Raw genomic sequence first — 24,221 nt, 5'->3', positions numbered from 1 at the left:
ACAAAGTTTGTAGACGACTGGTCGGTTTTTACGTTAGACTTCGATCCCATGAAGAAACCCGCACAGGAAACACGCCAGCACATCCTTGATGTGGCCAAGGCGTTGATGACCCAGAAAGGCTATACGGCCGTCGGCCTGGCCGAGGTCGTCGCGGCTGCGGGCGTGCCCAAGGGCTCCTTCTACTACTACTTCAAGTCCAAGGAAGAGTTCGGCCAGGCCCTGCTGCAGGAGTACTTCGACGAGTACCTGGCCAAGATCGATGCGCTCATGGAGACGCCCGATCCGGCCATCTCCCGGCTGATGACCTACTTCCGCCATTGGACGCAGAACCAGTGCTCGGCCCATGCAGGAGGCCAGTGCCTCGTGGTCAAGCTGGGCCCCGAGGTCTGCGACCTGTCCGACGACATGCGCTCGGTGCTGCGCACGGGCACCGACGCCATCATCTCTCGCCTGACCGACTGCGTGCGCGCAGGCCAAGCCGATGGCTCCATCACATCCGACCTGGACGCGCCTGCGCTGGCCGAATCGCTGTACCAGCTGTGGCTGGGCGCCTCCCTGCTGTCCAAGCTGGGCAGGCATGAGGAGCCATTTGCCGCAGCCCTTGTGTCCACGAAGCGGCTGCTGGGCTGAGCACGCCTGGCCGCCGCTTTTTATTTGCCTTGTTTGTAGACGACTGGTCAACTTCAAAACCCACACCCTTTACCTATCCCTCTTCCTTTTTGTTCAACCACCACCACTGCACACCATGACCGACCACAGCCTTCACACCGATCTGTTCTCCCCCACCCAATTGGGCGGCCTGTCGCTCGCCAACCGCTTCGTCATGGCCCCGCTGACCCGCAGCCGCGCCGGTGACGACGGCGTGCCCACCGAACTGCACGCCGCCTACTACGCCCAGCGCGCCAGCGCGGGCCTGTTGATCAGCGAAGCCGTCAACATCTCCGCACAGGGCCGGGGCTACAACCTCACGCCCGGCATCTGGACCGAGCAACAGGTCGCCGGCTGGAAGAAGGTCACCGACGCCGTGCACGCGGCCGGCGGCAAGATCGTGGCCCAGCTATGGCACGTGGGCCGCTACTCGCACGTGGATCTGCAGCCCGGTGGCGTGGCCCCTGTCGCCCCCTCTGCCATCAAGGCCGAAGGCGTCACCTTCACGCCCAACGGCGTGGCCGAGGTATCCATGCCCCGTGCCCTGGAAACCAGCGAAATCCCCGGCATCGTCGAGCAATACCGCCATGCGGCCGAATGCGCCAAGCGTGCAGGCTTTGACGGCGTGGAAGTGCACTCGGCCAACGGCTACCTGCTCGACCAGTTCCTGCGCGACTCCACCAACCACCGCAGCGACGCCTATGGCGGCAGCATCGAAAACCGCGCCCGCCTGACGCTGGAAGTCACCGACACCGTGGCCAAGGTCTGGGGGGCCGACCGCGTGGGCATCCGCCTGTCGCCCGTCACACCCAACGCCGGCAACACGCCGCTGGACAGCGACGTGATGGCGCTTTACGGCTACCTGATCCCCCAGCTCAACCGCTTTGGCCTGGCCTACCTGCACTTCGTGGAAGGCGCCACCGGCGGCTCGCGCGAACTGCCGCCCGGCGTGGACCTGGACGCGCTGCGCAAGCTCTTTGACGGCGCCTACATGGGCAACAACGGCTATGACCTGGAACTGGCCATGGACCGCCGCGCCAAGGGCCTGATCGACACCGTGGCCATCGGCCGCCCCTTCATCGCCAACCCCGATCTGGTGGCCCGCCTGCGCCATGGCAAGGAACTGGCCGTGGCCCCGCACGAGGCCTACTACGGCGGCGGCGCCCAGGGCTACATCGACTGGCCTGTGGCAGCCTGAGCACAGGACTGGCGCCCCGCGATCTGCGGCACACTGGCTGACCTGCGTCCTCATCGAATGACCAAGCGAAAGACCAAGCCATGCAACTGCTGATCGTGGGCGCCACGGGGCTGGTGGGCAGCCAGGTGCTGCAACAGGCCCTGGCCGACAGCCGCATCACCCGCGTCGTGGCCCCGGTACGCCGGGCGCTGCCGGAGCACCCCAGGATGCTCGCCCCCATCGTCGATTTCGAGCACCTGCCCGAAGACGCCGACTGGTGGCGGGCCGACGCCCTGGTCTGCACCCTGGGCACCACCATCAAGACAGCCGGCAGCCAGCCGGCGTTTCGGCGTGTGGACCATGACTATCCGCTGCTGGCCGCACAGTTGGCGCGGCGCCACGGCACGCCCACCTATGTGCTGAACTCGGCCATGGGCGCCGACGCCGGCTCGCGCATCTTCTACAACCGCGTCAAGGGTGAGCTCGAGCGTGACCTGCAGGCGCAAGGCTTTGCCTCCCTCACCTTCGTGCGCCCCGGCCTGATCAGCGGCCCGCGCACCGAGCACCGCGCGGGCGAGCGCTTCATGGTCGGCGTTCTTGGCGCCCTGGGCCCGCTGCTGCCCCGGCGCTGGCGGCTCAACCCCGCGCAGCGCATCGCCCATGCCTTGATAGAGGCAGCTGTCAACGCCAGGCCCGGCGTCCATATCGTGGGTTCCGAGGCGCTGGCCGAATGAACCCGGCGCCTGCACGCGCAAAAACAGAACCCTTCAGGAACCCCTGCATGAACCCGCATATCGCCCCCGTCGATCTCGCCAAGTCCTACCGGCTGATCAACCACGGCCCCACCGTCCTGGTCTCGGCCCGCCACGGCGGCGTGGACAACGTCATGGCCGCAGCCTGGTGCTGCGCGCTGGACTTTGCGCCCCCGAAGCTCACCGTGGTGCTGGACAAGGCCACGGCCACGCGCGCCCTGGTCGAGCAAAGCGGCATGTTCGTGATTCAGGTGCCCACGGCCGCCCAGTTGCGACTCACGCACGAGGTCGGCACGCTCAGCCTGTCCACCGATGCCGGCAAGCTCGCCACCAGCGGCGTTCAGCTGTTCGACATGGAAGGGTTCGACCTGCCCTTCGTGGACGGCTGCGCCGGCTGGCTGGCCTGCCGACTCATCCCCGAGCCCCACAACCAGCAGGCCTACGACCTGTTCATCGGCGAGATCGTGGGCGCCTGGTCCGACACCCGCGTATTCAGCGACGGCCACTGGCACTTCGAGGACGCCGACTCCGCGCTGCGCAGCCTGCACTATGTGGCGGGTGGGCAGTTCTATGCGATTGGGCAGGCGTTGAACGTGCAGGACGGATCGCCCTGAAACTCGCCAATGGCGGCATGGCTGTATTGCACAATCCAGCCATGCTCTCGGCCACTGCCTCTTCCCTTGCATCTTCCCTTGCCTCTTCGCGCGCAGTCCCCACGCGCGAAACCTATTCCGAGTTGCAGCAGGCCTACGAGCACTTCAACCAGCGCCTGTTCGACGATGCCCTGCCCCATTGCCTGATCACGCTGCAGCGCGAGAAACGCACCTGCGGTTACTTCTCTGCCGCGCGTTTTGCGTCGCTGGATGGCAGCACCACGGACGAGATTGCGCTCAACCCCGCCTACTTCGCGGCCGTGCCCATCATCGAGACGCTGCAGACCCTGGTGCATGAGATGACGCACCTGTGGCAGCACCACTTCGGCAAGCCGGGCCGCGCGCGGTATCACAACGAGGAATGGGCGGACAAGCTGGAATCGCTGGGCCTCATGCCCTCGTCCACGGGCCGGCCGGGCGGCCGGCGCACGGGCGACATGATGGCCGACTACGCCATGGCGGGCGGCCCCTTCCTCGCGGCCTGCGAGCAGTTGCTGACCACGCGCTTCCAACTGAGCTGGTACGACCGCTTCCCGGCCATCGAGCATGTGGTCACGGGCCAGTGGAGCATGGCCACGCAGATTCAGGGCATGCAAGGCACCCAGCCGCCCATGTCCTCAGTGCCCGCCCTGGCCGAAGCCGTGCGGCCCGTAGGCACCTCGGTGGCTGTGCCGGGCTCCACCACCGGCGAGACCATGGTGCAGCCCGTCAACAAATCCCTGCGCGTCAAGTACCGCTGCGGCGGCTGCGCGGCGCCCGTCAATGTCTGGGGAAAGCCTGGGCTGAACCTGATCTGCGGCGATTGCGGCAAGGGCTTCATGGCCCAGGATTGAGCGCCCGGCAAGCCAGAGCGCTGCACCTGCCCTGCCCCACCTCCCGGCACAAGCGCCTGTGCGAACTCAATGCAGCAGCGTGGCCACCAAGGTCACCTCGGGCACGCCTGCCAGTGCCTTGGACAGCGGGCACTGGGACTTGGCCTCCTGGGCGATTTTCTGGAACTGCGCATCATCGATGCCGGGCACCTTGGCCTGCAGCGTGAGGGCAATGCGGTCGATCTTGAAGCCCTCGCCATCCTTGGCAAGCCGGACCTTGGCCGTGGTGTCCAGCATCTCGGTGGCGATGCCCGCCTTCTCGCAGGCAAAAGCAAAGGCCATCGTGAAACACGCCGCATGCGCGGCGCCCACGATCTCCTCGGGATTCGTTCCCTTGCGGTCATCCCCGAAGCGGCTGCCGAACCCGTAGGGATGGTCCTTGAGCGCCCCTGTTTCGGTGCTGATGCGGCCCTGGCCGGTCTTGCCTGCACCTTCCCAATGGACGGAAGCGGTTTTCTCGGACATGTGTTTCTCCTGTGCGTTGATTGGACAAGCCGCCATCACAGCACAGGCGCCACAGGGCAAGGCGTGGTCCCGGGGCGCGCGCGCCCCTGAGAGCACGTCCTACAGAGCCAGGCTTAAACACTCATCCAGCGATCTTTGTGATGGCAACGCCGGCCCCCTCACCCCACAAACACCTGCCGGGTATCCGTTCGCCCCACGATCACCGCCGCCAGCACCGCCGCCCCGGCCGCAACCCCAAAATTCGCCAGATACGCCGCCTGGGCCGAAGTCTCCAGCAAGGCCGCAAACAGCGATCCGCCAATGGCCAGGGTGGCCGCCACGGCAATGGCCTCGCACAGCTGCAGGGCCGAGCTGTTGGCGCCCTGCTCACCGGGTGCGGACATGGACAGCGTGAGCACCGACAGGCTTGCCGAGAGCAGGCCCATGCCCAGCCCCGACACGATCCAGCCCACCACCGCCACCCACACGGGCACGGCCGGCCAGGCCACCGATGCCGTCAGCAGCACGCCTGCCAGCACCGCGCTGGTGCCCACGCGCAGGAAGCGGTGACGGCTCCAGCCGTTGCGGCTGTGTCCCTGGTACCAGGAGGCGGAACACCAGCCCAGCGCACCCGCGCTCAGCACCAGCCCCGCCATGGGCGCTGACAGCCCGTGCTCGCGCGCCAGCACCAGCGGCAGAAACGCCTCGGCCCCGAAGAATGCTGCAAACACCAGCCCGCGCAAGGCGATTACGCTGGGCAGCCCGCGCCCGGCGCGCAGCGTGCCGGCCGGCAAGAGCTTCCAGGTGCAGACCAGCGACAAGGCCGTGGCCACCGCCACCGCCCCCAAGGCGCCCGCCGATTGCCTCTGCCCGCCCACATACAGAAGGCAGATGCCCGTGGCCGCGCCCAGGGCCCACAGCCCGCGCTGCACACCGCCCTGCATGCCCCGGCCATGGCCGCCCAGGCCCTGGAGCGCCGGGCGCAGCATCGCCCCGGCCGGCAAGGCCAGCAGGGGCACGCCCAGGAACACCCAGCGCCAGCCCAGGTGCTCCACCACCAGGCCGCTCAACGCCGGCCCCACCAGCGCGGGCACCACCCAGGCCGTGGCAAACGCCGCAAAAATGCGCCGCCGCAGTGCCTCGGGATACCGCCGGCCCACCAGCACGTACAGCGCCACCGACATGCCACCCGCCCCCAGCCCCTGAACCAGCCGCCCCGCCAGAAACACCGGCATGGAAGGCGCAAAGCCCGCCAGCAGCAACCCCGCCACAAAACACGCCATGCCAGACCACAGCGGCGCCGCCGGTCCGCGCGCGTCGCACCAGCCGCCGGCCACCGTCATGCCCACCACGCTGGTGGCCAGGGTCACGCCAAAGGCAACCGCATACAGCGGCACCCCATCGAGCGCGCGGGCCACCGCTGGCATGGCGGTGGCCACGGCCAGGGCCTCAAAGGCAATCAAGGCCACCAGCGAGACGATGCCGATCGTCGTCAGGCGGTAGGGGGAGGAGAGGATGGACCAGCTCTCGGTGGTCGTCGGCCGGACCTGATCGTCCAGCGTGAGGGAATCTTGATGGGGCATGGATGCTTCTTGGTTGCAGGGTCTGCGCCGGCCATGGCGCAGTGCCATGGCGACGAGAAGCCTGGAGCATGCAACCTCAAGTGCGGTTGAGATCAAGGGGGTCCTGCCCCCAAATACCTCTTACCGCTCGATCACACGCCAATACTGGCCAGAGGAGCGGCTGGTGGCCGGCAGCATGACGGCAATGCCATTGTCATTGGCCGTGTCCAGCACGACGGCATCCGACAGGAAGCGGTTGTAGAGATGGAACTGACCCGGCAGGTCACTGGGCGCACAGCGCCATTGCTGGCCGCTGAAGCGTGGGGAGTCCCCCGCCGACGCCGTCATCTTCAGTTCAAGGTACGGTTTCCCGGCCACGCTGGTGACATCGAGCGCCATGGCGCCCGGTCCGAACGCCGCATTCTGGACCAGCCAGTAGCCCTTGCCGGTGCGCATGAACCTCCATCTGTCGGCGCCCAGAATCATGGCCGGGACGGAAATCTGCAATGGCTTGACGTTGTACAGCCCGGGGGGAGACACCAGGCCCGTGCCCTGCAGCAGCGCTACCGCATTGCGCCTTTCACTCCAATACAGGTTCTGCAGCCCGACCCATTGGCGGTCCTTGAGCATGGGGCATTGGTCGTACAGGTAGTCGCCCGTCTCGTAGCGCCGAAAATCCGCATCGCTGAGCCGCTGGGCCGAGAGTGCGTGTGCCTCGGCGGAGATCCGTGCCAGTTCCCGCATGGCGGCCGTCATGGCGATCAAGGGCGCGGATGAACCACGCACTGGCCTCACCGGCAAGATGCGGCGAGCATTTGCAAGGTCGGAGGCCACGGCCCGCCAGCGCAATGCCAGGGTGCTGAATTCCGTTGCCATCGCCTGCGGCGCGGGCCCGAGGCGGACCACCGCGTTTGCCGGTGGCGGCTGCCTGGCATGGTGCGCGGCGGCCACGCGAAGCAGCGAGGCATGACTTTCCAGCTGCGCCACGACGGGTGCAGCCGCCGCAATGGCCGTATCCATCTCCGTCTCGACGGCTGCGACACCCGCATTCCATCGGGCCTCGTCCAGCGGCGCGTCGGCGGCCAGCGAAACGGCATCCAGCTGGTCGCACAGCTGCTGCAAACGCCCGACGGCCTGCCCCAGCTTTTGCACCGTATCGGCCAGCCCGTCGATACGGGCACGCAGCGTGCCCCAAGCGGCCGATGCCGCCTTCAGCGAAGGGAACGACTGCATGCTCTCCAGGCTCCTTACCAGCGTCATGCGGCCGCTGGCATCGTCCAGATCAAGCCCGGTCAGGAATGAGAACTCGGCGATATCGGTCCATACCTGCCGTGCGACTGGCTCACGCGCGGGCTCGGCTTCGACGCGGCAGCTCGCTGCCATGGCGCCACCGCAGCACAGCGCCGTGGCAGCGGCGGGCAGCCACAGAAGCCGGGTCATCTGGCTGCAGTGCCGGCCATCAGCAGGCGCAGGGCCCGAGGCGCTGCCGGCATCTGTCGGGGCTCCAGCACTTCGATCAGCCACGTCGTGAACGGCGTCGGGCAGACATCTCCCAGGTGCTGCGAGAACTCGATCTGGTCGCCGGCGTACGTGAAGTTGATCTTCAGGGGCGAGCAGAAAAGCCTCTCGTCCCCGTTGCCCGTGCTGTCATGAAAGTCGCTGCCGGTCACCATGTCGATATTGATGCGCTGGGCCGAGGCATCGGCAAACTCCAGCCAGGCCTGCACCGACGAAAGGCGGATGCGGCGGTAGCTGGCCAGTGCCGGATGGCTGGTGGCAATGGACAGGCTGATGGGCTGCCCATGCGCCAGCTGCTGCAGCAGCGCGGCGTCAGTGACCCGCAATTCCCGCCGCAGATCCCCTTGGGTCCTCGCATTGGCCGCCTGCGCGCTGGCGTGGTCTGCCAGCAGGGTGGCGTGTGCATCTGCCATGGCAGCGGCCGTGCCTGGCATCGACAGACGGTGGCCGGGCTGCTTGCCTGTCTCGTAGGCCTGTGCGGCGCGGACACCGAAGCAGTCCACGAAGAAACCGCGGCGCGCACTTTCTGCCCTGAGGGTGATTTCCCCCTGCAGCCGCGCGCTGCGCTCCAGCTCTGTCAGCGCCAGCTGCTCCAGCGCCTGCAGGCGCTTGCGCTTGCCGATCACCGCAACGTATTCCAGCTTGAGCGTGGCAAGCTCACGGGCAATGGCATTCTTGGATGCGCTTTGCTCTGCCAGCAGGCGGCCATAGACGCCCACCTTCTGCACCTGTGTCTTGAGGGTGTTGGCAGCGTTGCGCACCGCCGCCTCGGTGCCTTCCGTGGCAAGCACCAGATCCAGCCGGTTGACTGCATCGTTCTCCAGCACCGTCCAGGCGGCCTTGGCTTCATTGGCATCCGGCATGAGCGCAAGCGCACGCATGGTGTCGCCCAGCTCCCGGGAAATCCCCTCGACATCCAGCCCGCCCAGCGGCCCACGGATCACCGGCAGCACCGCATTCAATGCGCCCTTGGCGGGATCCACCAGATTCTTGAGCGTGCTGGAGTTGTGCCTGGCCCATTGCAGCGGAATGGCAAACGACTGGCCCAGGGCCTTCAGCGCCTTGAGCGGGCCGTCTATGCTGCCGCCAAGCGTCTTGGCCTGCCCGTACAAATCCTTCAGGCCGAGCACGCCTTTCTGACCGGTCTCGGTCAGCGCCTTCGGGTCGGGCGGCACGCCCACGCACAGGGCGGCCACGCTGCCCGCGACCGCAATGACGCCAAAGGCGATTTCCAGGCTCATCTTCACGGTGCGCACGATCTGGGCAACGTCGCTTTCAAGCTTGAGCCGCATGGCGGCAAGTTCCGCTTCAAGCTCCTCCTGGCGCACCGTGCGTGCGGCGCGGTCAAGGGCCTCGATCTGTTGAATCAACCGCTGCTCCAGCTCGGTGCAACGTGCCTCCAGCGTCTTGAGGTCCAAGGTATCCCGGTCGGCAAACGCCTGCGCGACGCTGCCCACGGCACCTGCCAGCTCGCCGCTGGCGCGCAGGCTGCGCAGGTGGGCCTCCATGGCCGCCATCACCTCCTGCCGGGCCTTGGCCAGCGACAGATAGCTGCCGGCGCTCAGATCAGGAATCGGCCTGGCCAACCCGTCAACGCCCATGACCGGCAGCAGACGCTGCAGCGAACCCGCCGCCTGGATCAACTCGCCAAACCCGGACTCGACCCCTGACCAGCGCGTGATCCAGGCCAGCGCCTCATGGCACAACGCCAGCTCGGCCTCGCTATGGCCGGGCCTGCCCACCATGCCGGCGCTCAGGGCAAACAGCGCGGCCAGCACCCTGTGCATCGGCTCGCCATGCTCCAGCAGGCCGGGCGGCACGGGGGTGTGCTTCACCACAGCCCGGTTGTCCTGCCACAGGAAATTGCTGAACTGCGGCCGCGCCACCGTGTCCCAGGCCTCCTCCAGCGCATAAGGGGTGTCGCGCGTGGGGCCGCCGTACAGCGTGAACCGGCCCTCCACGGCTTCCACGAAAATGCGCACCCTGCTGAGCTCGTTGTCCGCGTCATGCAGCATGCGCAGAACCGTCGTGCCTTCGGAAACAATGCGGCGGGCAACCACCGTCAGCCGCCGCACCGCACCGTCAAGCCGCCTGTCGAACCCCTCGGGCACCACCACGGTATCGGCATGGATGTCCAGCGCCTGCAGGCCGGCCGCGTCGGCCTCGTCCAGCGACACCTTCAGGTCCACCACCAGATCGGCCACGATGCCGAAGGGATTGAAGCTGCCGTCCGGCGCGCGGCCACCGCTGCAGACCAGCGGCCCTGGCGGCACCAGGCCCTCGGCTCGGTAGCGATCGATCAGGGGCCGCAATTCAATGGGAGTCATCGCGGGAGTCATTGCTGAAGTCATGGCGGGTGATTCCAGGTAAGGCACTGCACCTGTGCAGCGGTTGGACAAAGGCCGGAGCAGATCGCTCAGGCTGCCTTCTTGCTGGCAAGCTCCACCAGTTGGTCCACGCTCTGCGCCTTCTTCGGCGTGCCGCCAAAGCGGCGGAAATGATCTGCCTGTCCGGCGACACGCGCCCAGCCCTTCTTGGCCGTGCCCAGCACCACCGTCAGGCTGAACCAGTTTTCCCCTTGCAGGGACTTGCGGCCGGTGGTGCTCAAGACCTTGTGTAGGTTGCCCAGATCGGCAGAAATCGCACGCCATGCCTCGCCTAGCGTCTTGAGCTTGGGTCCCAGGTCTTCAATGCTCTTGCTGATGCTGTCAAAGCGATCATTGCTTCGGTTGTAGTAGCCGATGAATCGCTCGTTCGTAGCCATCGTGGCCTGGATGGTTCTCACCTCATCCACCTTCTCGGCAATCTTCCTGCGCGTGACCGCAAGGTCCGCACCCACACCGATATCCACCCCCGCCAGAATCAGCGGCCCGAAAAGCGGAATGGCCAGATAGGCCGGAGACGTGGACAGCACGATGACCTCATCCTTTTCCTTGCGGCGCAGGGCCTTCAAGTCGTTCTCCAACTTCTCCACGGCGGCCTTCAGCTTCTGGTTGGCAGCACCCTCGGCGCCCAGAGTGGTCGTGAACTTCTGCTTTTGTCCATTGAATGCGGTCTTGCAGGCATTCAGGCGCATCAGTATTCCGTTGCCGTTGTCAAGAATGGAGTTCTGCAGCGCGAAGGCACGCACCGATCGTGCATTGGCGTCTTCAATCAACTGCTCCAGCGCGCTGCTGAAATTGCGCTTGATCTGCTCCGACCGCCCGCTGGGCGTATCGCTTTCCCAAACCTTGACCAGGGCCTTCCATTTCGCTTCCACTGCCGGCTCCGCCGATGGGGTGGGCGCCCCCTCCAGATCGAATCGGTCCACCAGCTCGATCAGCCGTTCATAGGTGGTTGCCGCCACATCGTTGTACTGAACGATATCGTCGGCAAGGGTCAGCATCTTGTCCTGCACGTCAGCCTTGAACTTCTGGCCGACACCCTTGAGCGTGACGAACAGCTCCACCGCTTCGGAAAACTCCGGCCTGAAAGCATCCTGCTTCTGCATGCCCAGCATGGCGCGCATCAGCTCCGTGGTGGTCGGGTTGTCGGTGACTGCAGACTCGAAGAACGTCGTCAGCCCGATCCAGTCCTCTGAACTGAGAACAGAGATTCCCTTGTAGATATCGGCAGACGGGGTGAAGGCATTCGTTGAATTTGCAGAGTCGGACATGGCGAAGGCTCCTGATGGTGAAAGGCCGAATCCGGCCTCGAATCGGTGTGCAAACAAGCGGCGGCGTTGAAGAAATGACCGCACCGCAGTCATCGCCCGTCCTCCTTTTGCGCTCCAGTCGACCGGATGCTAGGTAGCCGCCATGGCCCTGTATGTCCCCCAAACAAGTGACACAAATTCATACAGCACTGGGGATAAGGACAGCCGCCGGACTGCTCTCTCACACCCAATGGCGCCTGTCCCCTGCGCGACCCATGGCAATGAGCACGATCAGTCCATTGCCTCAAACGACGAGACAGAGAATTTCGCAGACCAGACATACACCATCTGCTACGCAATCAATAGCACATTGCGCACTTTCATCGACAACCAGAAGACACCATCAGTGTCAATTTCTCTTGATTTCACCGCACCCATTGGCACAGGAATTCGCCTCACCCATAAATGTTGCAAAATGTTTGGCAATTTGAACGATGGAGGCGCAGGAGTGGCAAGAAAACGAAAGACCAGCACGGCAGAAGACCTCATGGATCTGATCGCCATGCTGCCCTGGTGGGCCGGCATTGCATTGGCACTTGCCAGCTACATGGTGCTGCACTCCATTGCCATCCGTCCCCTGCCTGCAGCACAAAGCCCGCAGCAAATAGGCCAATTGGCCACCACGGCCATATGGCAGGGCCTGGCTACCGGTGGCCAGTACATCCTGCCCCTCATCTGCCTGGCCGGCGCGGCCATTTCCGCCGTGCGCAAGCGCCGCCGCAGCCGGTTGTTCGAAACCACCTCGGCTAGCTCCAGCGCGGATGCGCTGAACAACATGTCATGGCGAGAGTTTGAAACGCTGGTGGGTGAGGGATTTCGGCGGCGCGGCTACGGCGTCAGGGAAACCGGTGGCGGCGGGCCCGATGGTGGCGTGGACCTGGTCCTCTCGAAGGATGGCGAAAAGACACTGGTGCAATGCAAGCAGTGGAAAGCCTTCAAGGTGGGCGTTTCCACGGTGCGCGAGCTATATGGAGTCATGGCGGCTGATGGGGCCGCTGCCGGCTTTGTGGTGACTTCTGGCCGGTTTACTCAGGAGGCTGTGGCGTTTGCTGCGGGGAGGAATATCCACCTCATGGACGGTGCCGCTCTCATGAAATTGCTCAAGGAGGCAAAGGCCCAGACAGGAGAGACTTCAGCAAACAAGGCCCGGACTTCTGTACCTTTGGCGAACCCTGTGCATGTGGCCGAGCCCGTCAAGACGGAGCCTGCTTTTGACACAGTGCAACCGGCTGCCGCCCCAATACCTGGCTGTCCTCAATGCGGGAAAGCCATGGTTCAGCGGGTTGCGAAGCGCGGGCCTGCTGCGGGAAAGGCGTTTTGGGGATGCTCGGCGTTTGGTGCGGGGTGTCGAGGGACTCGGGAGATGGTTGGGGTTGTGGATGGGAACTGATTTTGTAGATGCTCTGCTTTCGACCCTGCGCCGCCGTCCAGCTAGAAGCTCCAAAGCCGTCATTCAGCCATGATGACCAGAAAACCTCTGATTTCCATCTGGCCCATGTCGCGTGGATGCCGCAAACCGTGCCATTTCACGAACATGCGCACCCATTGCACATAGGCCTGCTCGATACGCAGGCTATAGTGTTTGTAACGAATTCGCTCACGGCCCCAGTCCAGCAACCGTGTGGCGCGCAACATAGGAGGGGAGGCAGGTTTCATGGCTGAATTTAGTACTGTATTTTCATATAGTTTTTCTGCCGTCAAGCTACAAGCCCCTTTCCCTATTTTTTCGTGCCAGCTTAGACCGCAGGTGCCAGATATGGCCTGCGGGTTGGCGTGGTCTACATTACGTTAGCTTTCACAAGGAATCGGATTGGAATTCGCTGCAATTGTATCCTCTTCCGTCGTCGCCGGTTTGATAGGCGCTTTGATCGCCTTACGCAACAGCGAACGGAAGATTCAAGTCGAAAACATTACAGCTGAGCGCGCCAAGTGGCGCACAGCCATGCGGACACTTGCTGCCGACTTAACTGCGGCTGCCCAAATCAACGATCAGCAGAAATTGGTACTTCTCTGTGGGCAACTTGCACTGAACCTGAACCCGTTCGACAGTGAAGATCAGGGCCTCGTCACTACGGCAAAACGCCTTTCTGATATCGACAAAGTGACCGATCACCTTAAAGAGTTTGAAATTCGAATGGCGTTGCTGCTTAAACACGATTGGGATCGTGCCAAACGCGAGGCTCAGCCCTGGTTCTATCGTGGCAATGAGCCTCTTCGCGTTCCGTACTGTGAGTACCTCTTTGGCATGTCCATCGCCCCAGCTACGGCACCGCTGTGGCGCAAACGTCGTACCTTGGTCTGGTATTTCATGACGCTCTTGTTCTCAGCGGGCATCATCTTCTTCCTTGCGACTGGCTTGGTTGATCCATTCCAGAAGTGGATCAAGGTCTTCAATGATCCAGTCGTCGAGAAGCCGATAGGCGCTTGGGTGCAGTTTGCAGTTTTGTCTGTTTTCTACGGCTCGATTTGGTCTGCTGCATACCTGTGGTTTAAAGACAGCGAGAAAAAGTTCTTGGAGAACTGGTCCTCTAAATGAAAGCTAACCTTACATTGCAGCGGACGCTCATAGGCGCCGCTGAATGTCAACGTTAGGCCACCAAGATAGATCAGATTACTCATGAGAAAAAGATGAAAAACGCAGCAGTAAGAATTCTAGAAGAAGCACAACAAAGCCCGGTTGCCGACCCTACTCGGTATCAATTGCAATTATTAGACCAATATTATCCTGTCTCCTCTACTCGCTAAAACAAGATGTAGTCACAGAGATGAATGGTTACGGGAATATCAAGTTAAAGATGTTACCGCGCCTACGAAGAGAGGGAGATGGCGACGGCATCTGCTTTGAGTATGCGGTCCACGATGCACTGCAAAGGAAGCACCCTCATATTACAGAGCGTATTTACGACGCACTAACAAGGTACTGCAAAGTCCCTGGAACACAGATTGAGTCAATTTTATTTGCTGCAAAAAAACGGCTACCTCCAAATTATCAATACAGCGGCTGGGGCGCTAACTGACAAATCTCGCATCCTCACTGGTGCTCAAGCACAACCACCAAAACTGAAGCAATATCTTAGCGACATAGCGCAAGAGTTCCGGTATAGCTCCGCACGAGAAAACTTGCCGAGCCCAATTAAGGGCCTTTGGAAAGCTGAATTATTCGTTGGCTGCCGAGATTCTGACAGATGGGTCGGCACGACAGTGAAAATAAACCTCAGCGCTCTTGAGGGCGCGCCGGGACTTAGGCTGGGTATTGTTCCCGCGCATCAAGGGAAGTTTGACGCCATTCGAGTTGATCAATCAAAAAATCTCGTGGTTTGCCCCGTACCTTACGATGCCTCATTCATGGAGGCATTCTACGCCTCATGGGGAATTGTTCAACAATTTCTGGCTGCTGATGCGAACATGCCAAGAAAAATTTACCTATCTTCGCCGCTTCAGAGGCAAATAGCTAACGAGCTATATATGCGAAGGGAATTTACCGTTCTTGATGCAATAGAAGGGTTGCGACCTTTGGCTCAACCTCATCTGTTGCTAAATAGACCATTAGTTGTACCTGTCGAAGTACATCAAGCAATCATTACCACAGACACACTAATCTCGCCCATCCCAGGCGTGGTTGCCTAACTAGGCGGTCAAGCGGACGTCAGCAAGGGCCATGCCTTCGGAATCTTCATGGCCCTTGCTGATTCCCTTCGCCCTGCCGGGCTTCGGCGCCGCTTACTTTGTGCATTGAATGTCTGATTCCTGATCCCACCAGCGACGGCTCATGGCGGAGAGCAGTCCTCAAGAGACTGACGGTCCACATGCTCCAAACCCCGCTATCAGCCCCAAACCACCTAGAAAGGCCACGCAAATCATGCGTGGCCTCCCAGTGCGGCGCCCCAGTCAATCTGTCCCCCGAACCACCCCGCGCTCACTAACTCCCCCCATCACCCCCTCAAGCGCCTCCTCCTGCGCCTGAATAAACGCAAGCAATTGCCCAGGAGTCACCGGCTCCAAGGCATGCCCCGGGTAGGCGCCAATGATCAAACTGGAAATCAGCCCCAACTGATCCTGCACGCGCCGCAGGCTGTTGTACTCCGGCTCGGAAAGTTGAAAGTACAGCATGGCAACTCCTCAATGAGCACGCTTGGCAGTTGATGCAAAGAAATGCCCATTCGCTCGAAGCACGGGGCCACGCAAAGGATTGGGAGAGGGTTCGGGCATTGATACGCCCGCAAGGAAAGCAGCCATAAGGCCTCCTGTGAGTACGTCCAACTGCTTTCGGGAGTGTGGCGAGGTCCGCCTGTGAAGGTGTGTTCAGCACCTGGGCGAGATGATACAGCGCTCTAGCGCAGCGCCCGCCCCTGCCTGTTGTCCGCCCGCCGCCGCGAAGCCCGGCAAGGCGCCGCGCTCAAAGACCCCAGCGCCCTCGGAACACAAGGAAGGCCCCCACGCAAACGCATAGCCAGACGCCCACCACCAGGGCGACTCCGGCACGGCTTCGGGGCTTGCAGCCTTGGGACTGCATCCAGGCCTCGGCCTGCTGGCGGCTGGCGGCTGTCGGCCAGCACGGCCGGGGGAAGCAGCCGCACGGTGAGCCAGATCAGCGCGGGCAGCAGCAGAACATCATCCACATAGCCCAGCACGGGGATGAAGTCGGGGATCAGGTCGATGGGGCTCAGGGCGTAGGCGACCACAAAAGCGCCAAGGGTCTTGGCATACCAGGGCGTCTGGGGGCTCTTGCAGGCAAACCACAGGCTGACGCCATCGCGCTTGATGCGTCGTGCCCAGGCCTTCAATTTTTCACCGGCTGTCATGGATATACGAGGTTGTGAACGGGCTGGATGATGGCGGCCGGCCGTTGCGGTTGGGGCTGTGCTGCCGTGCCCGCTCGGCATCCGATGATATGGAGCGCCAGCCCGCTGCGCGCGATTTCCTTGTACCGGGTCTTCATGACCGCATCGCCACGGTGCCGTGTCCGTGGCCGCATAGGCCCTGCAGCACGGCCGTGTTGGCAGGCCTGCGTCCACTGGGGCAAATGGCTGCACTGACTGGCAAAGCCTTGTCACCACCCTCTTCCCCATTCCAAATCCATATCGACTGCACTCAAGGCGTGCATCTCATATATGCATCTAGGAATAATCTGAAAATAATCACCCACCAGCCTTTCTGCTTGACTTCCAGATACCCAAGAAATCAAATAGCCGGACTCCCACAACAGAATTCCAAGGCCATTGATTGACATTGGCCTTGGGAATGATTGCGAACGCGCAATTCCCACTCTCATACCTTGATCGGACCTGATTTCTCACAGGCCTGATGGGAGGCCTGTGTTTGTGATTTTTCTGGCATTTGGCAAACCACCATTTCCTTATTCATTCCATTAACCATTCGCTTGCAGGCCATGGCAACATCCACAGATCTCACCCGCCCGTATATCAGCTATGAAAAGGCCTTCAACAGGCAGATCACCCGTGGCATGGACAGCCAGCAGGTGGACGTGGTGGTACTCACGCCGCAAGAGTTCCTAGGTGTCCTGCAAGACAGGTCGCGCAATGACCCACGCCTGGAGGCCAGCCTGCGCGCCATCCTGGCCCAAAGCGCCCTGGGCCGGTATTGGACGCACACGGCCAGCCCCAATGCCGGCAAACCCTGGACCATACCCGCCTCCATGCTGGCCAATGACGCGTACCTGTTCACCAGAACGCTGATTGCATTGCGCCTTGCCGGTGCGCGCACCTATGTCAAGGCGACGCCCAAAGGCACTTATATCATCATCACGGGCCGAGCCGGGTTTCGCGGCAATCTGCTGCAGGGCACGCGCTTTCTCACCACCAATCCCCGCATGGTGCAGATGGGCCTGGGCATGCGCGGCATTCAGGGCGTTGCCAGAGGGGGCTTCATCTTGAGCTTGGTCGTTGGCATCGGCGTGGAGACATTGGACTTCATCTTCAACGACGAGAAGACCATGCATGACCTGGTGGGAGGGATTGGAGTGGAGGCGGTCAAGGCTGGGTTGGCGACGATGGTGGACCTTGGAGCAGGATTAGTGGTGGGCGTAGGTGCAGCAACTCTTGCCATCTTGCCGTTAATCACAATGGCTGTCGCAGTGTTCTTGTCTGGGATAGCTTTGAATAAAATTGACGAGATTTGGGATATAAAGAAGAATGTGATTTTCGCATTAAAAATGCAAACAGACAGTACTCCCCATGGAATATATCGCATCAATCCCAATGCTGTGACTGAGAAAAAATTAAATAGTCAAAGTGAAAGAATAAAATACAATTATGCATCATCGGAACCAAATAATATCTTGCTACTTCCTATCAACAGGAAAAATTGACGGATATCAAAATGAAAACAAACAACTTAACCGAGATTAGAAAATCATTAATATATGGAATTCCATCAATTCTATTTGTTTTATTTTTTTCAATTTGGAATACAGAAAATTCATTTCTAAAAACAATCGCCGATCTAAAAAATTCAGCCCCCTCGGTAAGAATCACACCTGGTGATTTGGTCGGGGTATATTTCCCGATAATGGGATTTACGATACTTGTATCAGTGATACAAAAAGCAATCCCCTGCAAAGCAAGCACTCAAATAATCTCAGAGCGCATTCTTGCGATCTCTGTAATCACAGGCGGAGGAATTATGCTCTTCTGCCTTCTTGTTGTTACACCTTTTCAGTATTACGCCATGCCAAGATTAGGATACACACGCTGCAATATATTAGAAGGCCATCCAAATATTTATTTTTCAGACTGGGTGAAAAACCCTGACTGGTGCGTACGCGGCAAAAGCAGGGAGTGGATTAATGAGCAAGCCCGTCTAGGTGGTAGCCCCGAGCTAAATCCATAAAAAAAGTGCAGATCACAAGGCCTACAAATAGCGGTCGCATGGCCCCTCTTGCATAAAGCGAGTACTGGACCCGAAAAGGCCAGCCATGGCCTTAATGGCATCCTCTACCGGGATAGATTTAAATAGAATCGATAAAAATTGGGAAATAATAAACTTTATTTCCTAATAATCTGCCACCCCTCATCAATCGCAAAAATTGATGAGTCTTAAAATGGACAAAAGAAATTTGAACGAAATCAGAAAATCACTAATATGGAGTATTCCACTTTTCTTGCTGCTTCTAACAGTGTCAATTTGGAGTATTTTATATTCCCTATATCAAACCTTAGATGATTTAAATAAACTCGCCCCATCTGTAAGAATCACACCATTTGATCCAATTGCGTTGTGTGTTCTAATAATTTCAATCACAGGAATTATCATTGCAATACAGAAATCGGTACCTTGCACAGAAGACGCTATAAAAATCCCAACGCGCATTTTTTTATCTGCCATAGCCGTTGGAATTTTTATTATGTTTTTTTGTATTTTTGCAATTACGCCTTTTCAATACTATGCCATGCCAAAATTAGGTTATACACGCTGCAATATTCTGGAAGACCACCCCACCATTTATTTCACAGACTGGGTAAAGAATCCCGCCTGGTGTGTGCGCGGCAAAAGCCGGGAATGGGTCAAAGAGCAAGCCAGTCTTGCCCAATGACCAGATGATTTTTCCCGGGTAGGTAAAGAGGGTCGAATGGCCTACCGGCCCAGGAACAGGCGGGTGGCGCGCAGGCCCAGGGGCGTCCAGTGCAGGCCCGGTGACATGGCCTGTACCAGCAGCTCATGCTGGGCCGCTGGTTCGAGCGTGGGGTAGCGCTGCTCGAAGAGCATCAGGTCGGTGTCCAGTTCCTGCGCGCTGCGGCCCGGGTCCGGTCGCGCGCCACGGGATGTGCGCAGGCGCTCGGCCACGCGAAAGCTCATGCGCCGCGCCGGTTTGCCGGGCTCGGCCACGGATTCGAAGGATGCGCCATCCGCACTGGCCGGCCCACGCAGCCAGTCATGAATGACTTGCAGCTCATAGGGGGAGAAAACACCAAACATCTCTGCCCGCTCGCCCTGCAGCAGCTGCCAGAAGCGGCTTTCCTCCGCAGGCCGGTTGCGTTGTATCCAGCGTGCCTGCTCCAGCGCGGCCAGGAAGGCAGGCATGTCCTGCGGACGGGACAGCCAGTCATTGACGCTGCGGCCGGCCACCTTGCAGAAGTCCGAGTGCGCGCCATGCCCGGAAGGCGATTTGCGCGCCAGGATGCGCACCACCTCAGCTTCGATATCGAACGACCTGATCACGTCCAGCGTGCTGGTGCCCGTGTCTGCCAGCCGGGCGCCTGCGCGTACGCGGCGCCAGTATTCGCCGCCATCGTCAATGCGCGGCGCGTTCTCCCAGGCGGCAATGCAGGCGCGCCGGGCATGGCCGGTGTCGGCGTTGTCCACGGTCACATGCAGCGTGAAGTAGTAGGGGTCTATTCCCAGTTCATTGAGTTCGTAGGCGGTGATGAGCAGGTGCAGCGGCAATTGCTCATAGCCCAGGTTGAATCCCACGATCTCGGGCAGGAACTGCTGCGCATTCCAGCCCAGCGCCAGCTGTACCAGCCCCTGCCGGTACAGCTCGTCGGGCAGGTCCTCCACGGGATCAAGGCCATACCTGGCCAGGAGTTCCCGGTAGAGCTTGACGTGGTTCTTGTCGGCCATGCCGTCGCCCAGTTCTTCCACATAGGTGGTGACCAGGTCCGACATGCGTGAGTTGCCCGCGTGCGCGCAAAGGCCGTAGAGCCAGGAACCGTCCACCAGCTTGGTAGGTGCCACATTGCGCAGGAAGTACAGCGCATGGGCGCGGTTGCCAAAGTAGCGGCGTGCCGCACCCGCCTTGCGCTCTGCCAGGTAGGCCTGGTACTGGGCGTGCACTTTCTCGACATTGGCACGCATCCAGTCGGTCAGGTGCTCCGGGTTGTCCGGCAGGCCATCGGCATCGGCAGAGGTCTCGGCGATCACGCCGTGCAGGAAGTCCGCAGCAGCCTGGCGCTCCTGTTCGGTGGGCAGATGGTTGGCCAGGCGCTCGTAGAGCGGCACATGCAGGAAAGAAGGCTCAAGCGTGCCTGCGCCAGCGGCCGGTTCGGTACGTGGGGGGTCCAGCAGTTCTGTGTTCATGGTGGGGCATTGGTCCGTAACGCCTTCAGGATGCGGTGTGGCCCTCGGTACAGCCATCGGGCCAACGCCTTCCTGTGCGTCGTAATACGCCTACCCTTGGCGCAGGCGCCCGGGCCGGCCCGCCGTCGCCCTGGCGCCCGCGCTCTTGGCAGTGGATTCATCAAGCGTGGGCGAGCCGGCCTTCTGCGCCCCCGGCACTCGGCAGCAGATGCCGCACCCGCGCCGAATGCACGCACCAACAGCACCAGCGCCCGTGCGCAGGGAAGATGGAATCCCCTGGCACAAGAAGTCTTCCATGGCGATTGCCCAGAAGACCGAAACGATGAAGCAGTGGAACAGGAACCGGCCCGGCCTTCCCGGCGAGCATTGGCTGGTACCGGGCGCCGGCCTGCTGGCCCTGCGCTGGGCCCTGGGACAGCCCAGCGACGCAGGGCGTCTGATGGCTACCGCAACAGGCACCGCACTGATGGCTTGTACCGCGTCGAGGCGCGATGGGTTGGCAGGCGCATTGGATAGGCTACGAACAAGCGCGCTGGAACCAGAGGCCCGCAATAGGTCTGGCCTGCGCGGTTGAACTAAACAGTTGTCTGCAGCTTCAATTCGTCGGAGAGCGCCACAGGTGTATATGCGCTCATGATGTATTCATGATGACATATCAATATATCAGGAATTATTGACACATCCACACCGTGGCGGCCAACGCTCTGACTCGACGGATTTCGCTCCTTTTAGCCACAGACCCAGGAAATAAACTGTCCCGCACTAGACTATTAGTGGACATACGGTGAGATGTGGTACAACTCAATCGCGCAGTTTGTAGCGCACTTGTTGACTAGAGTCACAGCGCTGAATAGTTCCGCACTATAAGATAGAGCTTACTATAGATGAGGCAACTGGAATATCATCACATCTAGCCGTAATGAGATGAATTCCGCAACGGTGTTTAATACTAATATTTTACCAAAGGAGGAGACACGAGATTATTAGAAATATAAGCCGCTAAAATTCGGAGCAAGACTCCATTACAGTTTCCTTCCCAATTTGGAATTCAAGAGATTTTTTCATGAAAAATATCATATTATCAACTGCTATCTTTTTAGTGGGTAATCTGCAAGCAGCAGTGCCAATCATTGGAGAGTTCGAGACATCAAATCCAGATCACATATCTGGATGGGCATGCATAAACGGGAACCCAAGGAACGTGCATGTACATGTTTACTCGGGAAATGGTGAGTTTATTGGTGGAACTGTAGCAAACTCTTACCGCCCCATGCCATGGGCTAATTTCTGCGGAAACAATTCATATGTTCAATGGAATATCACAATTCCAAGGTCTTTTTGGAATGGCACAACAAGGGAATTACGCGCATATGCAATAGATGCTGATGGGACAGGCGATGTCTCTGAACTAAGGTCGTCCCCAAAGATTGTCACCTTCCCAAGCTCTCCAGGAAATTATTACAACTCCATCTTTGATCACAGGAATGGTCTAGCCACATCTTCCAATATCGATCAATTTATTACAACCCTGGATCAACCAGTGCCAAATGGATATTATATATCCATGAATTATCTCAACCCTTTTGGAAGTCAAAGCGCTGACAAAACACCGATATCCGGCGACAAATATCAAATCACCTCCAACCTTATTTATACCAATAGTCCAGCGGAGTATTCGCAATTTCAGAGAGGGCTGGCAGATGTACCTGGCGCAACGTTTGCTCAGGCACAAGGGGTAAATAATGGCATGTACCTAGATACATCAAAACAGCCAACGGTGACCGGATCGGCAAATATTAATTTTGGAGAGAGATTCAATCAGCCACTCCAGATATTCCAGAATGGATCCAAGTTGATCACCTCATTTGAGGCGGCAATACCAGTTTCAACATTTGATGCAGCCAACTCTGCCATAGGGGCAGTTGGATTTGCTTACGAATTTGTTGATAAAAACAATCCAAGCAAATGGTTTTATTACAGCCAGTATATGTACGATCCCAGGGGCTTCACGGACACCTATAGCTTTGCTGATTCAGGGTATACGGACATGCCGATTGTTGGTCAAAAATTCACCTCAGCAACCAGTCAATTTGGTACGCTTGGACCTCAATCCATGACATTTACCCACCTGACTTTCTCTGATTTCAGACACTACCAATGGAGCCTTGACATCAATCAGTTCCAGAACGTGCTAAATGCAATTGATCCGGCTTATAATTTCTCAAAAACACCCAGCGACTATGTTGTTAGAGCTTGGGGCACCGGACCAGAAGCATCTCAGAGAAATGGCAAAAACTCTTCGATTGGTTTTGGAATCCGCAATATTCAGATATACTCTAGCAATTAACAGTAAAGACAGTTTTAAAAAAACATTGATTGCTTGATATTTAAATTCTCTTTAACAAAAGAAGGGCCCACAGATGTGGGTCTTTCTTTTATGGCAACAGTCGAATGCTGTTTTCCGATAAACCTACTCTGCAGCTTGCTCCCCCCAATAGTAAAACTCGCTGGAACCAGCAATCCCCCGCGTATTCACTCTCCCCACTACCTCAAACCCCACATCCTGCGCAGACACCGTCACGCCTCCGGCCATGCGCGCAATCGGAGTCCAGGCGGCCGATGGTGGCGTTGCCCACGTTCACTGCCGAGAAGGCGGGCCAAGCACTAAGGCCTAGTCGCTAAAACCTAGCACGTCGAATTCCGCTGATCAAGTTTCCTCTTGCGTGGGATCATTGCTGGAGATGCCCAATGTGTTTTCGCAGCACTGGGCGGCAAGGGTGTGGATCAGGGATTGCAGCATGTCGGAAAACAGCGAGTGTCCTACGGCTACCTGCGGCACTGTTCACCGAGTCCGCCGTGGGCGGGCCGCTGGCCCTGGTGCGCACGGGCGACCGCATCACGGTCGACGTGCCCGCCCGCCGCATTCACCTGGAAGTCAGCGACACGGAACTCGCCACCCGCCGCGCCGCATGGACTCCCCCGGCCGCGCGCTACGAGCGCGGCTACGGCTGGCTGTTCGGCCGCCATATCCTGCAGGCCAATGAGGGATGCGATTTTGATTTTCTGGAGACGGGCTTTGGGAGGGCTGTGCCGGAGCCGGATATTTTTTGAAGCATGCGAATCAATTATTTTTTCAGACTTCCCTATATGATGGAAAGATTTTGTGATCCACATTGCATCAGAATATTGAAACCATGAAAGCAATTGAAAAGCAATTCTCCCAATGGGTTGACGAAACACTGTCCGGCGATCTGCCAGACGGCATTGCAGCATTCCACTTCAATCTGTATGACTCGCCCACATCGCACGAGCTCCAGATTGTGGGCTGCCCGACCTACGACCCGCAGGACCCGGACTGGGCGTGCGATGACATATTCATGTCCGACGATCCTCACTTCGAGTTGCCGCATGACGTCGTGGGAAGCGAGTGGGAGAAAGGGCTTGCTGCTGCCAGGAAGCTGCTTGGCTCCTACGTGGCCTCGGAAGCAGCGGGAGCCCTTCGGCTGCGCCAGTCGCAAGCGGTGAGCGCCGGTTTTGTGGATGGAGAACTCCACCTCATCTGGGCGCGAGATGCGTGATTGATGAATTCAGTTGGTGGCCAATAGTTTTCATCCAACAACTCGAACTCAAGGCCTGCAAACAAGGCAGGCCTGCATATACATCAGCTCTTTGCTGACGGCACAGTCCTACATTGCCGTTGGTCTTTGTCGTGAATAGTGGCTCTGTTCTCAATAAGGATTGACTCAAAGAAGTCAATGAAATAGCCATATTCGATTGAATATTTCTTGGTCACAATCATTTGTGCAGAAGTATTTTCGATAGCTATTTCCAATAGCGACTCGCCGTTTCCCAGTCCACGCGCACG

The 24,221-nt window shown here is 59.5% G+C and carries 22 protein-coding genes and 2 pseudogenes; 15 read left to right on the top strand and 9 right to left on the bottom strand.

Going from position 1 to position 24,221, the window contains the following annotated elements; genetic code table 11:
• The first annotated feature begins 48 nt into the window (after positions 1–48).
• The 5 genes from KDK82_RS09370 to KDK82_RS09350 all read left to right on the top strand — a co-directional run bounded on the left by KDK82_RS09370 (position 49) and on the right by KDK82_RS09350 (position 4,063).
• A complete protein-coding gene (locus KDK82_RS09370) occupies positions 49–630 on the top strand; it encodes a TetR/AcrR family transcriptional regulator (protein WP_088164676.1) in 582 nt (193 codons plus the stop codon).
• A 115-nt stretch (positions 631–745) separates the two neighbouring features.
• Positions 746–1,846 (top strand): alkene reductase, encoded by a 1,101-nt coding sequence (locus tag KDK82_RS09365; RefSeq protein ID WP_088164675.1) that lies wholly within the window; start codon positions 746–748, stop codon positions 1,844–1,846.
• Positions 1,847–1,926: 80 nt separating this feature from the next.
• Entirely contained in the window at positions 1,927–2,559 is a 633-nt protein-coding gene (locus KDK82_RS09360) for an NAD-dependent dehydratase (RefSeq protein WP_088164674.1), read from the top strand.
• Positions 2,560–2,606: 47 nt separating this feature from the next.
• Complete coding sequence (locus KDK82_RS09355) at positions 2,607–3,191, top strand: flavin reductase family protein (protein WP_088164673.1); 585 nt, start codon at positions 2,607–2,609, stop codon at positions 3,189–3,191.
• A gap of 41 nt (positions 3,192–3,232) precedes the next feature.
• Entirely contained in the window at positions 3,233–4,063 is an 831-nt protein-coding gene (locus KDK82_RS09350; protein WP_088164672.1) for a SprT-like domain-containing protein, read from the top strand.
• A gap of 66 nt (positions 4,064–4,129) precedes the next feature.
• On the opposite strand, the gene KDK82_RS09345 is transcribed toward KDK82_RS09350, so the two are convergent.
• The 5 genes from KDK82_RS09345 to KDK82_RS09325 form a co-directional block, all read right to left on the bottom strand.
• The gene (locus KDK82_RS09345) at positions 4,130–4,567 is read right to left on the bottom strand and encodes an OsmC family protein (protein WP_016447025.1); all 438 of its coding nucleotides are present in this window, start codon (positions 4,565–4,567) and stop codon (positions 4,130–4,132) included.
• A gap of 158 nt (positions 4,568–4,725) precedes the next feature.
• Positions 4,726–6,129 carry an MFS transporter gene (locus tag KDK82_RS09340; protein ID WP_179217876.1) on the bottom strand — a complete coding sequence of 468 codons (1,404 nt, stop codon included), beginning with the start codon at positions 6,127–6,129 and terminating at the stop codon, positions 4,726–4,728.
• Between the two features lie 120 nt (positions 6,130–6,249).
• Positions 6,250–7,491, bottom strand: coding sequence for a hypothetical protein (locus KDK82_RS09335; RefSeq protein WP_256974428.1), 1,242 nt, complete (start codon positions 7,489–7,491; stop codon positions 6,250–6,252).
• Between the two features lie 53 nt (positions 7,492–7,544).
• Positions 7,545–9,953, bottom strand: coding sequence for a hypothetical protein (locus tag KDK82_RS09330; protein ID WP_256974427.1), 2,409 nt, complete (start codon positions 9,951–9,953; stop codon positions 7,545–7,547).
• A gap of 89 nt (positions 9,954–10,042) precedes the next feature.
• The gene (locus KDK82_RS09325) at positions 10,043–11,281 is read right to left on the bottom strand and encodes an alpha-xenorhabdolysin family binary toxin subunit A (RefSeq protein ID WP_088164668.1); all 1,239 of its coding nucleotides are present in this window, start codon (positions 11,279–11,281) and stop codon (positions 10,043–10,045) included.
• Positions 11,282–11,510: 229 nt separating this feature from the next.
• Between KDK82_RS09325 and KDK82_RS09320 the strand changes: the two genes are divergently transcribed.
• Positions 11,511–12,710, top strand: coding sequence for a restriction endonuclease (locus tag KDK82_RS09320; protein WP_306417366.1), 1,200 nt, complete (start codon positions 11,511–11,513; stop codon positions 12,708–12,710).
• A gap of 59 nt (positions 12,711–12,769) precedes the next feature.
• On the opposite strand, the gene KDK82_RS09315 is transcribed toward KDK82_RS09320, so the two are convergent.
• On the bottom strand, positions 12,770–12,976 hold the full coding sequence (locus KDK82_RS09315; RefSeq protein WP_088164667.1) for a phage integrase N-terminal SAM-like domain-containing protein: 207 nt from the start codon (positions 12,974–12,976) through the stop codon (positions 12,770–12,772).
• A 154-nt stretch (positions 12,977–13,130) separates the two neighbouring features.
• Here KDK82_RS09315 and KDK82_RS09310 point away from each other — a divergent pair, with 154 nt between their 5' ends.
• Positions 13,131–13,856, top strand: coding sequence for a hypothetical protein (locus KDK82_RS09310; protein WP_143343426.1), 726 nt, complete (start codon positions 13,131–13,133; stop codon positions 13,854–13,856).
• Positions 13,857–14,263: 407 nt separating this feature from the next.
• A complete protein-coding gene (locus KDK82_RS31875; RefSeq protein WP_143343422.1) occupies positions 14,264–14,947 on the top strand; it encodes a hypothetical protein in 684 nt (227 codons plus the stop codon).
• Positions 14,948–15,208: 261 nt separating this feature from the next.
• Here KDK82_RS31875 and KDK82_RS09305 read toward each other — a convergent pair whose 3' ends face one another.
• Entirely contained in the window at positions 15,209–15,430 is a 222-nt protein-coding gene (locus tag KDK82_RS09305; protein WP_013802306.1) for a hypothetical protein, read from the bottom strand.
• Between the two features lie 286 nt (positions 15,431–15,716).
• A pseudogene (locus KDK82_RS09300) lies at positions 15,717–16,122 on the bottom strand (YkvA family protein).
• A gap of 587 nt (positions 16,123–16,709) precedes the next feature.
• Here KDK82_RS09300 and KDK82_RS09295 point away from each other — a divergent pair.
• The 3 genes from KDK82_RS09295 (at position 16,710) to KDK82_RS09285 (ending at position 18,872) form a co-directional block, all read left to right on the top strand.
• Positions 16,710–17,648: a hypothetical protein gene (locus KDK82_RS09295; RefSeq protein ID WP_088164665.1), complete on the top strand. Its 939-nt coding sequence runs from the start codon at positions 16,710–16,712 to the stop codon at positions 17,646–17,648.
• Between the two features lie 11 nt (positions 17,649–17,659).
• Positions 17,660–18,169 carry a hypothetical protein gene (locus tag KDK82_RS33110; RefSeq protein WP_256974426.1) on the top strand — a complete coding sequence of 170 codons (510 nt, stop codon included), beginning with the start codon at positions 17,660–17,662 and terminating at the stop codon, positions 18,167–18,169.
• Positions 18,170–18,380: 211 nt separating this feature from the next.
• Positions 18,381–18,872, top strand: a complete 492-nt coding sequence (locus KDK82_RS09285; protein WP_088164663.1) for a hypothetical protein — start codon at positions 18,381–18,383, stop codon at positions 18,870–18,872.
• Positions 18,873–18,913: 41 nt separating this feature from the next.
• Here KDK82_RS09285 and KDK82_RS09280 read toward each other — a convergent pair whose 3' ends face one another.
• Positions 18,914–20,356 carry an iron-containing redox enzyme family protein gene (locus tag KDK82_RS09280; RefSeq protein ID WP_088164662.1) on the bottom strand — a complete coding sequence of 481 codons (1,443 nt, stop codon included), beginning with the start codon at positions 20,354–20,356 and terminating at the stop codon, positions 18,914–18,916.
• Positions 20,357–20,651: 295 nt separating this feature from the next.
• Here KDK82_RS09280 and KDK82_RS09275 point away from each other — a divergent pair, with 295 nt between their 5' ends.
• The 4 genes and pseudogenes from KDK82_RS09275 (at position 20,652) to KDK82_RS09265 (ending at position 23,934) form a co-directional block, all read left to right on the top strand.
• Positions 20,652–20,930, top strand: coding sequence for a hypothetical protein (locus KDK82_RS09275; RefSeq protein WP_088164661.1), 279 nt, complete (start codon positions 20,652–20,654; stop codon positions 20,928–20,930).
• A 489-nt stretch (positions 20,931–21,419) separates the two neighbouring features.
• Positions 21,420–22,703, top strand: a complete 1,284-nt coding sequence (locus tag KDK82_RS31870; protein WP_143343421.1) for a hypothetical protein — start codon at positions 21,420–21,422, stop codon at positions 22,701–22,703.
• A gap of 500 nt (positions 22,704–23,203) precedes the next feature.
• Positions 23,204–23,467, top strand: a pseudogene (locus KDK82_RS09270) (dihydroxy-acid dehydratase); the annotation flags it as partial.
• 83 nt (positions 23,468–23,550) lie between these two features.
• On the top strand, positions 23,551–23,934 hold the full coding sequence (locus tag KDK82_RS09265) for a hypothetical protein (protein WP_088164660.1): 384 nt from the start codon (positions 23,551–23,553) through the stop codon (positions 23,932–23,934).
• Positions 23,935–24,221: the final 287 nt, after the last annotated feature.

The sequence above is a fragment of the Delftia sp. K82 genome (assembly GCF_002193035.1).
Classification (GTDB): Bacteria; Pseudomonadota; Gammaproteobacteria; order Burkholderiales; family Burkholderiaceae_C; genus Comamonas; species Comamonas acidovorans.
This window is presented reverse-complemented; position numbering and strand designations above follow the sequence as displayed.

Bases quoted from the DNA above. Each gene is read 5' to 3' on its own strand.
- KDK82_RS09370 (WP_088164676.1), top strand. From the start codon at position 49: ATGAAGAAACCCGCACAGGAAACACGCCAGCACATCCTTGATGTGGCC.
- KDK82_RS09365 (WP_088164675.1), top strand. From the start codon at position 746: ATGACCGACCACAGCCTTCACACCGATCTGTTCTCCCCCACCCAATTG.
- KDK82_RS09360 (WP_088164674.1), top strand. From the start codon at position 1,927: ATGCAACTGCTGATCGTGGGCGCCACGGGGCTGGTGGGCAGCCAGGTG.
- KDK82_RS09355 (WP_088164673.1), top strand. From the start codon at position 2,607: ATGAACCCGCATATCGCCCCCGTCGATCTCGCCAAGTCCTACCGGCTG.
- KDK82_RS09350 (WP_088164672.1), top strand. From the start codon at position 3,233: ATGCTCTCGGCCACTGCCTCTTCCCTTGCATCTTCCCTTGCCTCTTCG.
- KDK82_RS09345 (WP_016447025.1), bottom strand. From the start codon at position 4,567: ATGTCCGAGAAAACCGCTTCCGTCCATTGGGAAGGTGCAGGCAAGACC.
- KDK82_RS09340 (WP_179217876.1), bottom strand. From the start codon at position 6,129: ATGCCCCATCAAGATTCCCTCACGCTGGACGATCAGGTCCGGCCGACG.
- KDK82_RS09335 (WP_256974428.1), bottom strand. From the start codon at position 7,491: ATGGCAGCGAGCTGCCGCGTCGAAGCCGAGCCCGCGCGTGAGCCAGTC.
- KDK82_RS09330 (WP_256974427.1), bottom strand. From the start codon at position 9,953: ATGACTCCCATTGAATTGCGGCCCCTGATCGATCGCTACCGAGCCGAG.
- KDK82_RS09325 (WP_088164668.1), bottom strand. From the start codon at position 11,281: ATGTCCGACTCTGCAAATTCAACGAATGCCTTCACCCCGTCTGCCGAT.
- KDK82_RS09320 (WP_306417366.1), top strand. From the start codon at position 11,511: ATGGCGCCTGTCCCCTGCGCGACCCATGGCAATGAGCACGATCAGTCC.
- KDK82_RS09315 (WP_088164667.1), bottom strand. From the start codon at position 12,976: ATGAAACCTGCCTCCCCTCCTATGTTGCGCGCCACACGGTTGCTGGAC.
- KDK82_RS09305 (WP_013802306.1), bottom strand. From the start codon at position 15,430: ATGCTGTACTTTCAACTTTCCGAGCCGGAGTACAACAGCCTGCGGCGC.
- KDK82_RS09295 (WP_088164665.1), top strand. From the start codon at position 16,710: ATGGCAACATCCACAGATCTCACCCGCCCGTATATCAGCTATGAAAAG.
- KDK82_RS33110 (WP_256974426.1), top strand. From the start codon at position 17,660: ATGAAAACAAACAACTTAACCGAGATTAGAAAATCATTAATATATGGA.
- KDK82_RS09285 (WP_088164663.1), top strand. From the start codon at position 18,381: ATGGACAAAAGAAATTTGAACGAAATCAGAAAATCACTAATATGGAGT.
- KDK82_RS09280 (WP_088164662.1), bottom strand. From the start codon at position 20,356: ATGAACACAGAACTGCTGGACCCCCCACGTACCGAACCGGCCGCTGGC.
- KDK82_RS09275 (WP_088164661.1), top strand. From the start codon at position 20,652: ATGGCGATTGCCCAGAAGACCGAAACGATGAAGCAGTGGAACAGGAAC.
- KDK82_RS31870 (WP_143343421.1), top strand. From the start codon at position 21,420: ATGAAAAATATCATATTATCAACTGCTATCTTTTTAGTGGGTAATCTG.
- KDK82_RS09265 (WP_088164660.1), top strand. From the start codon at position 23,551: ATGAAAGCAATTGAAAAGCAATTCTCCCAATGGGTTGACGAAACACTG.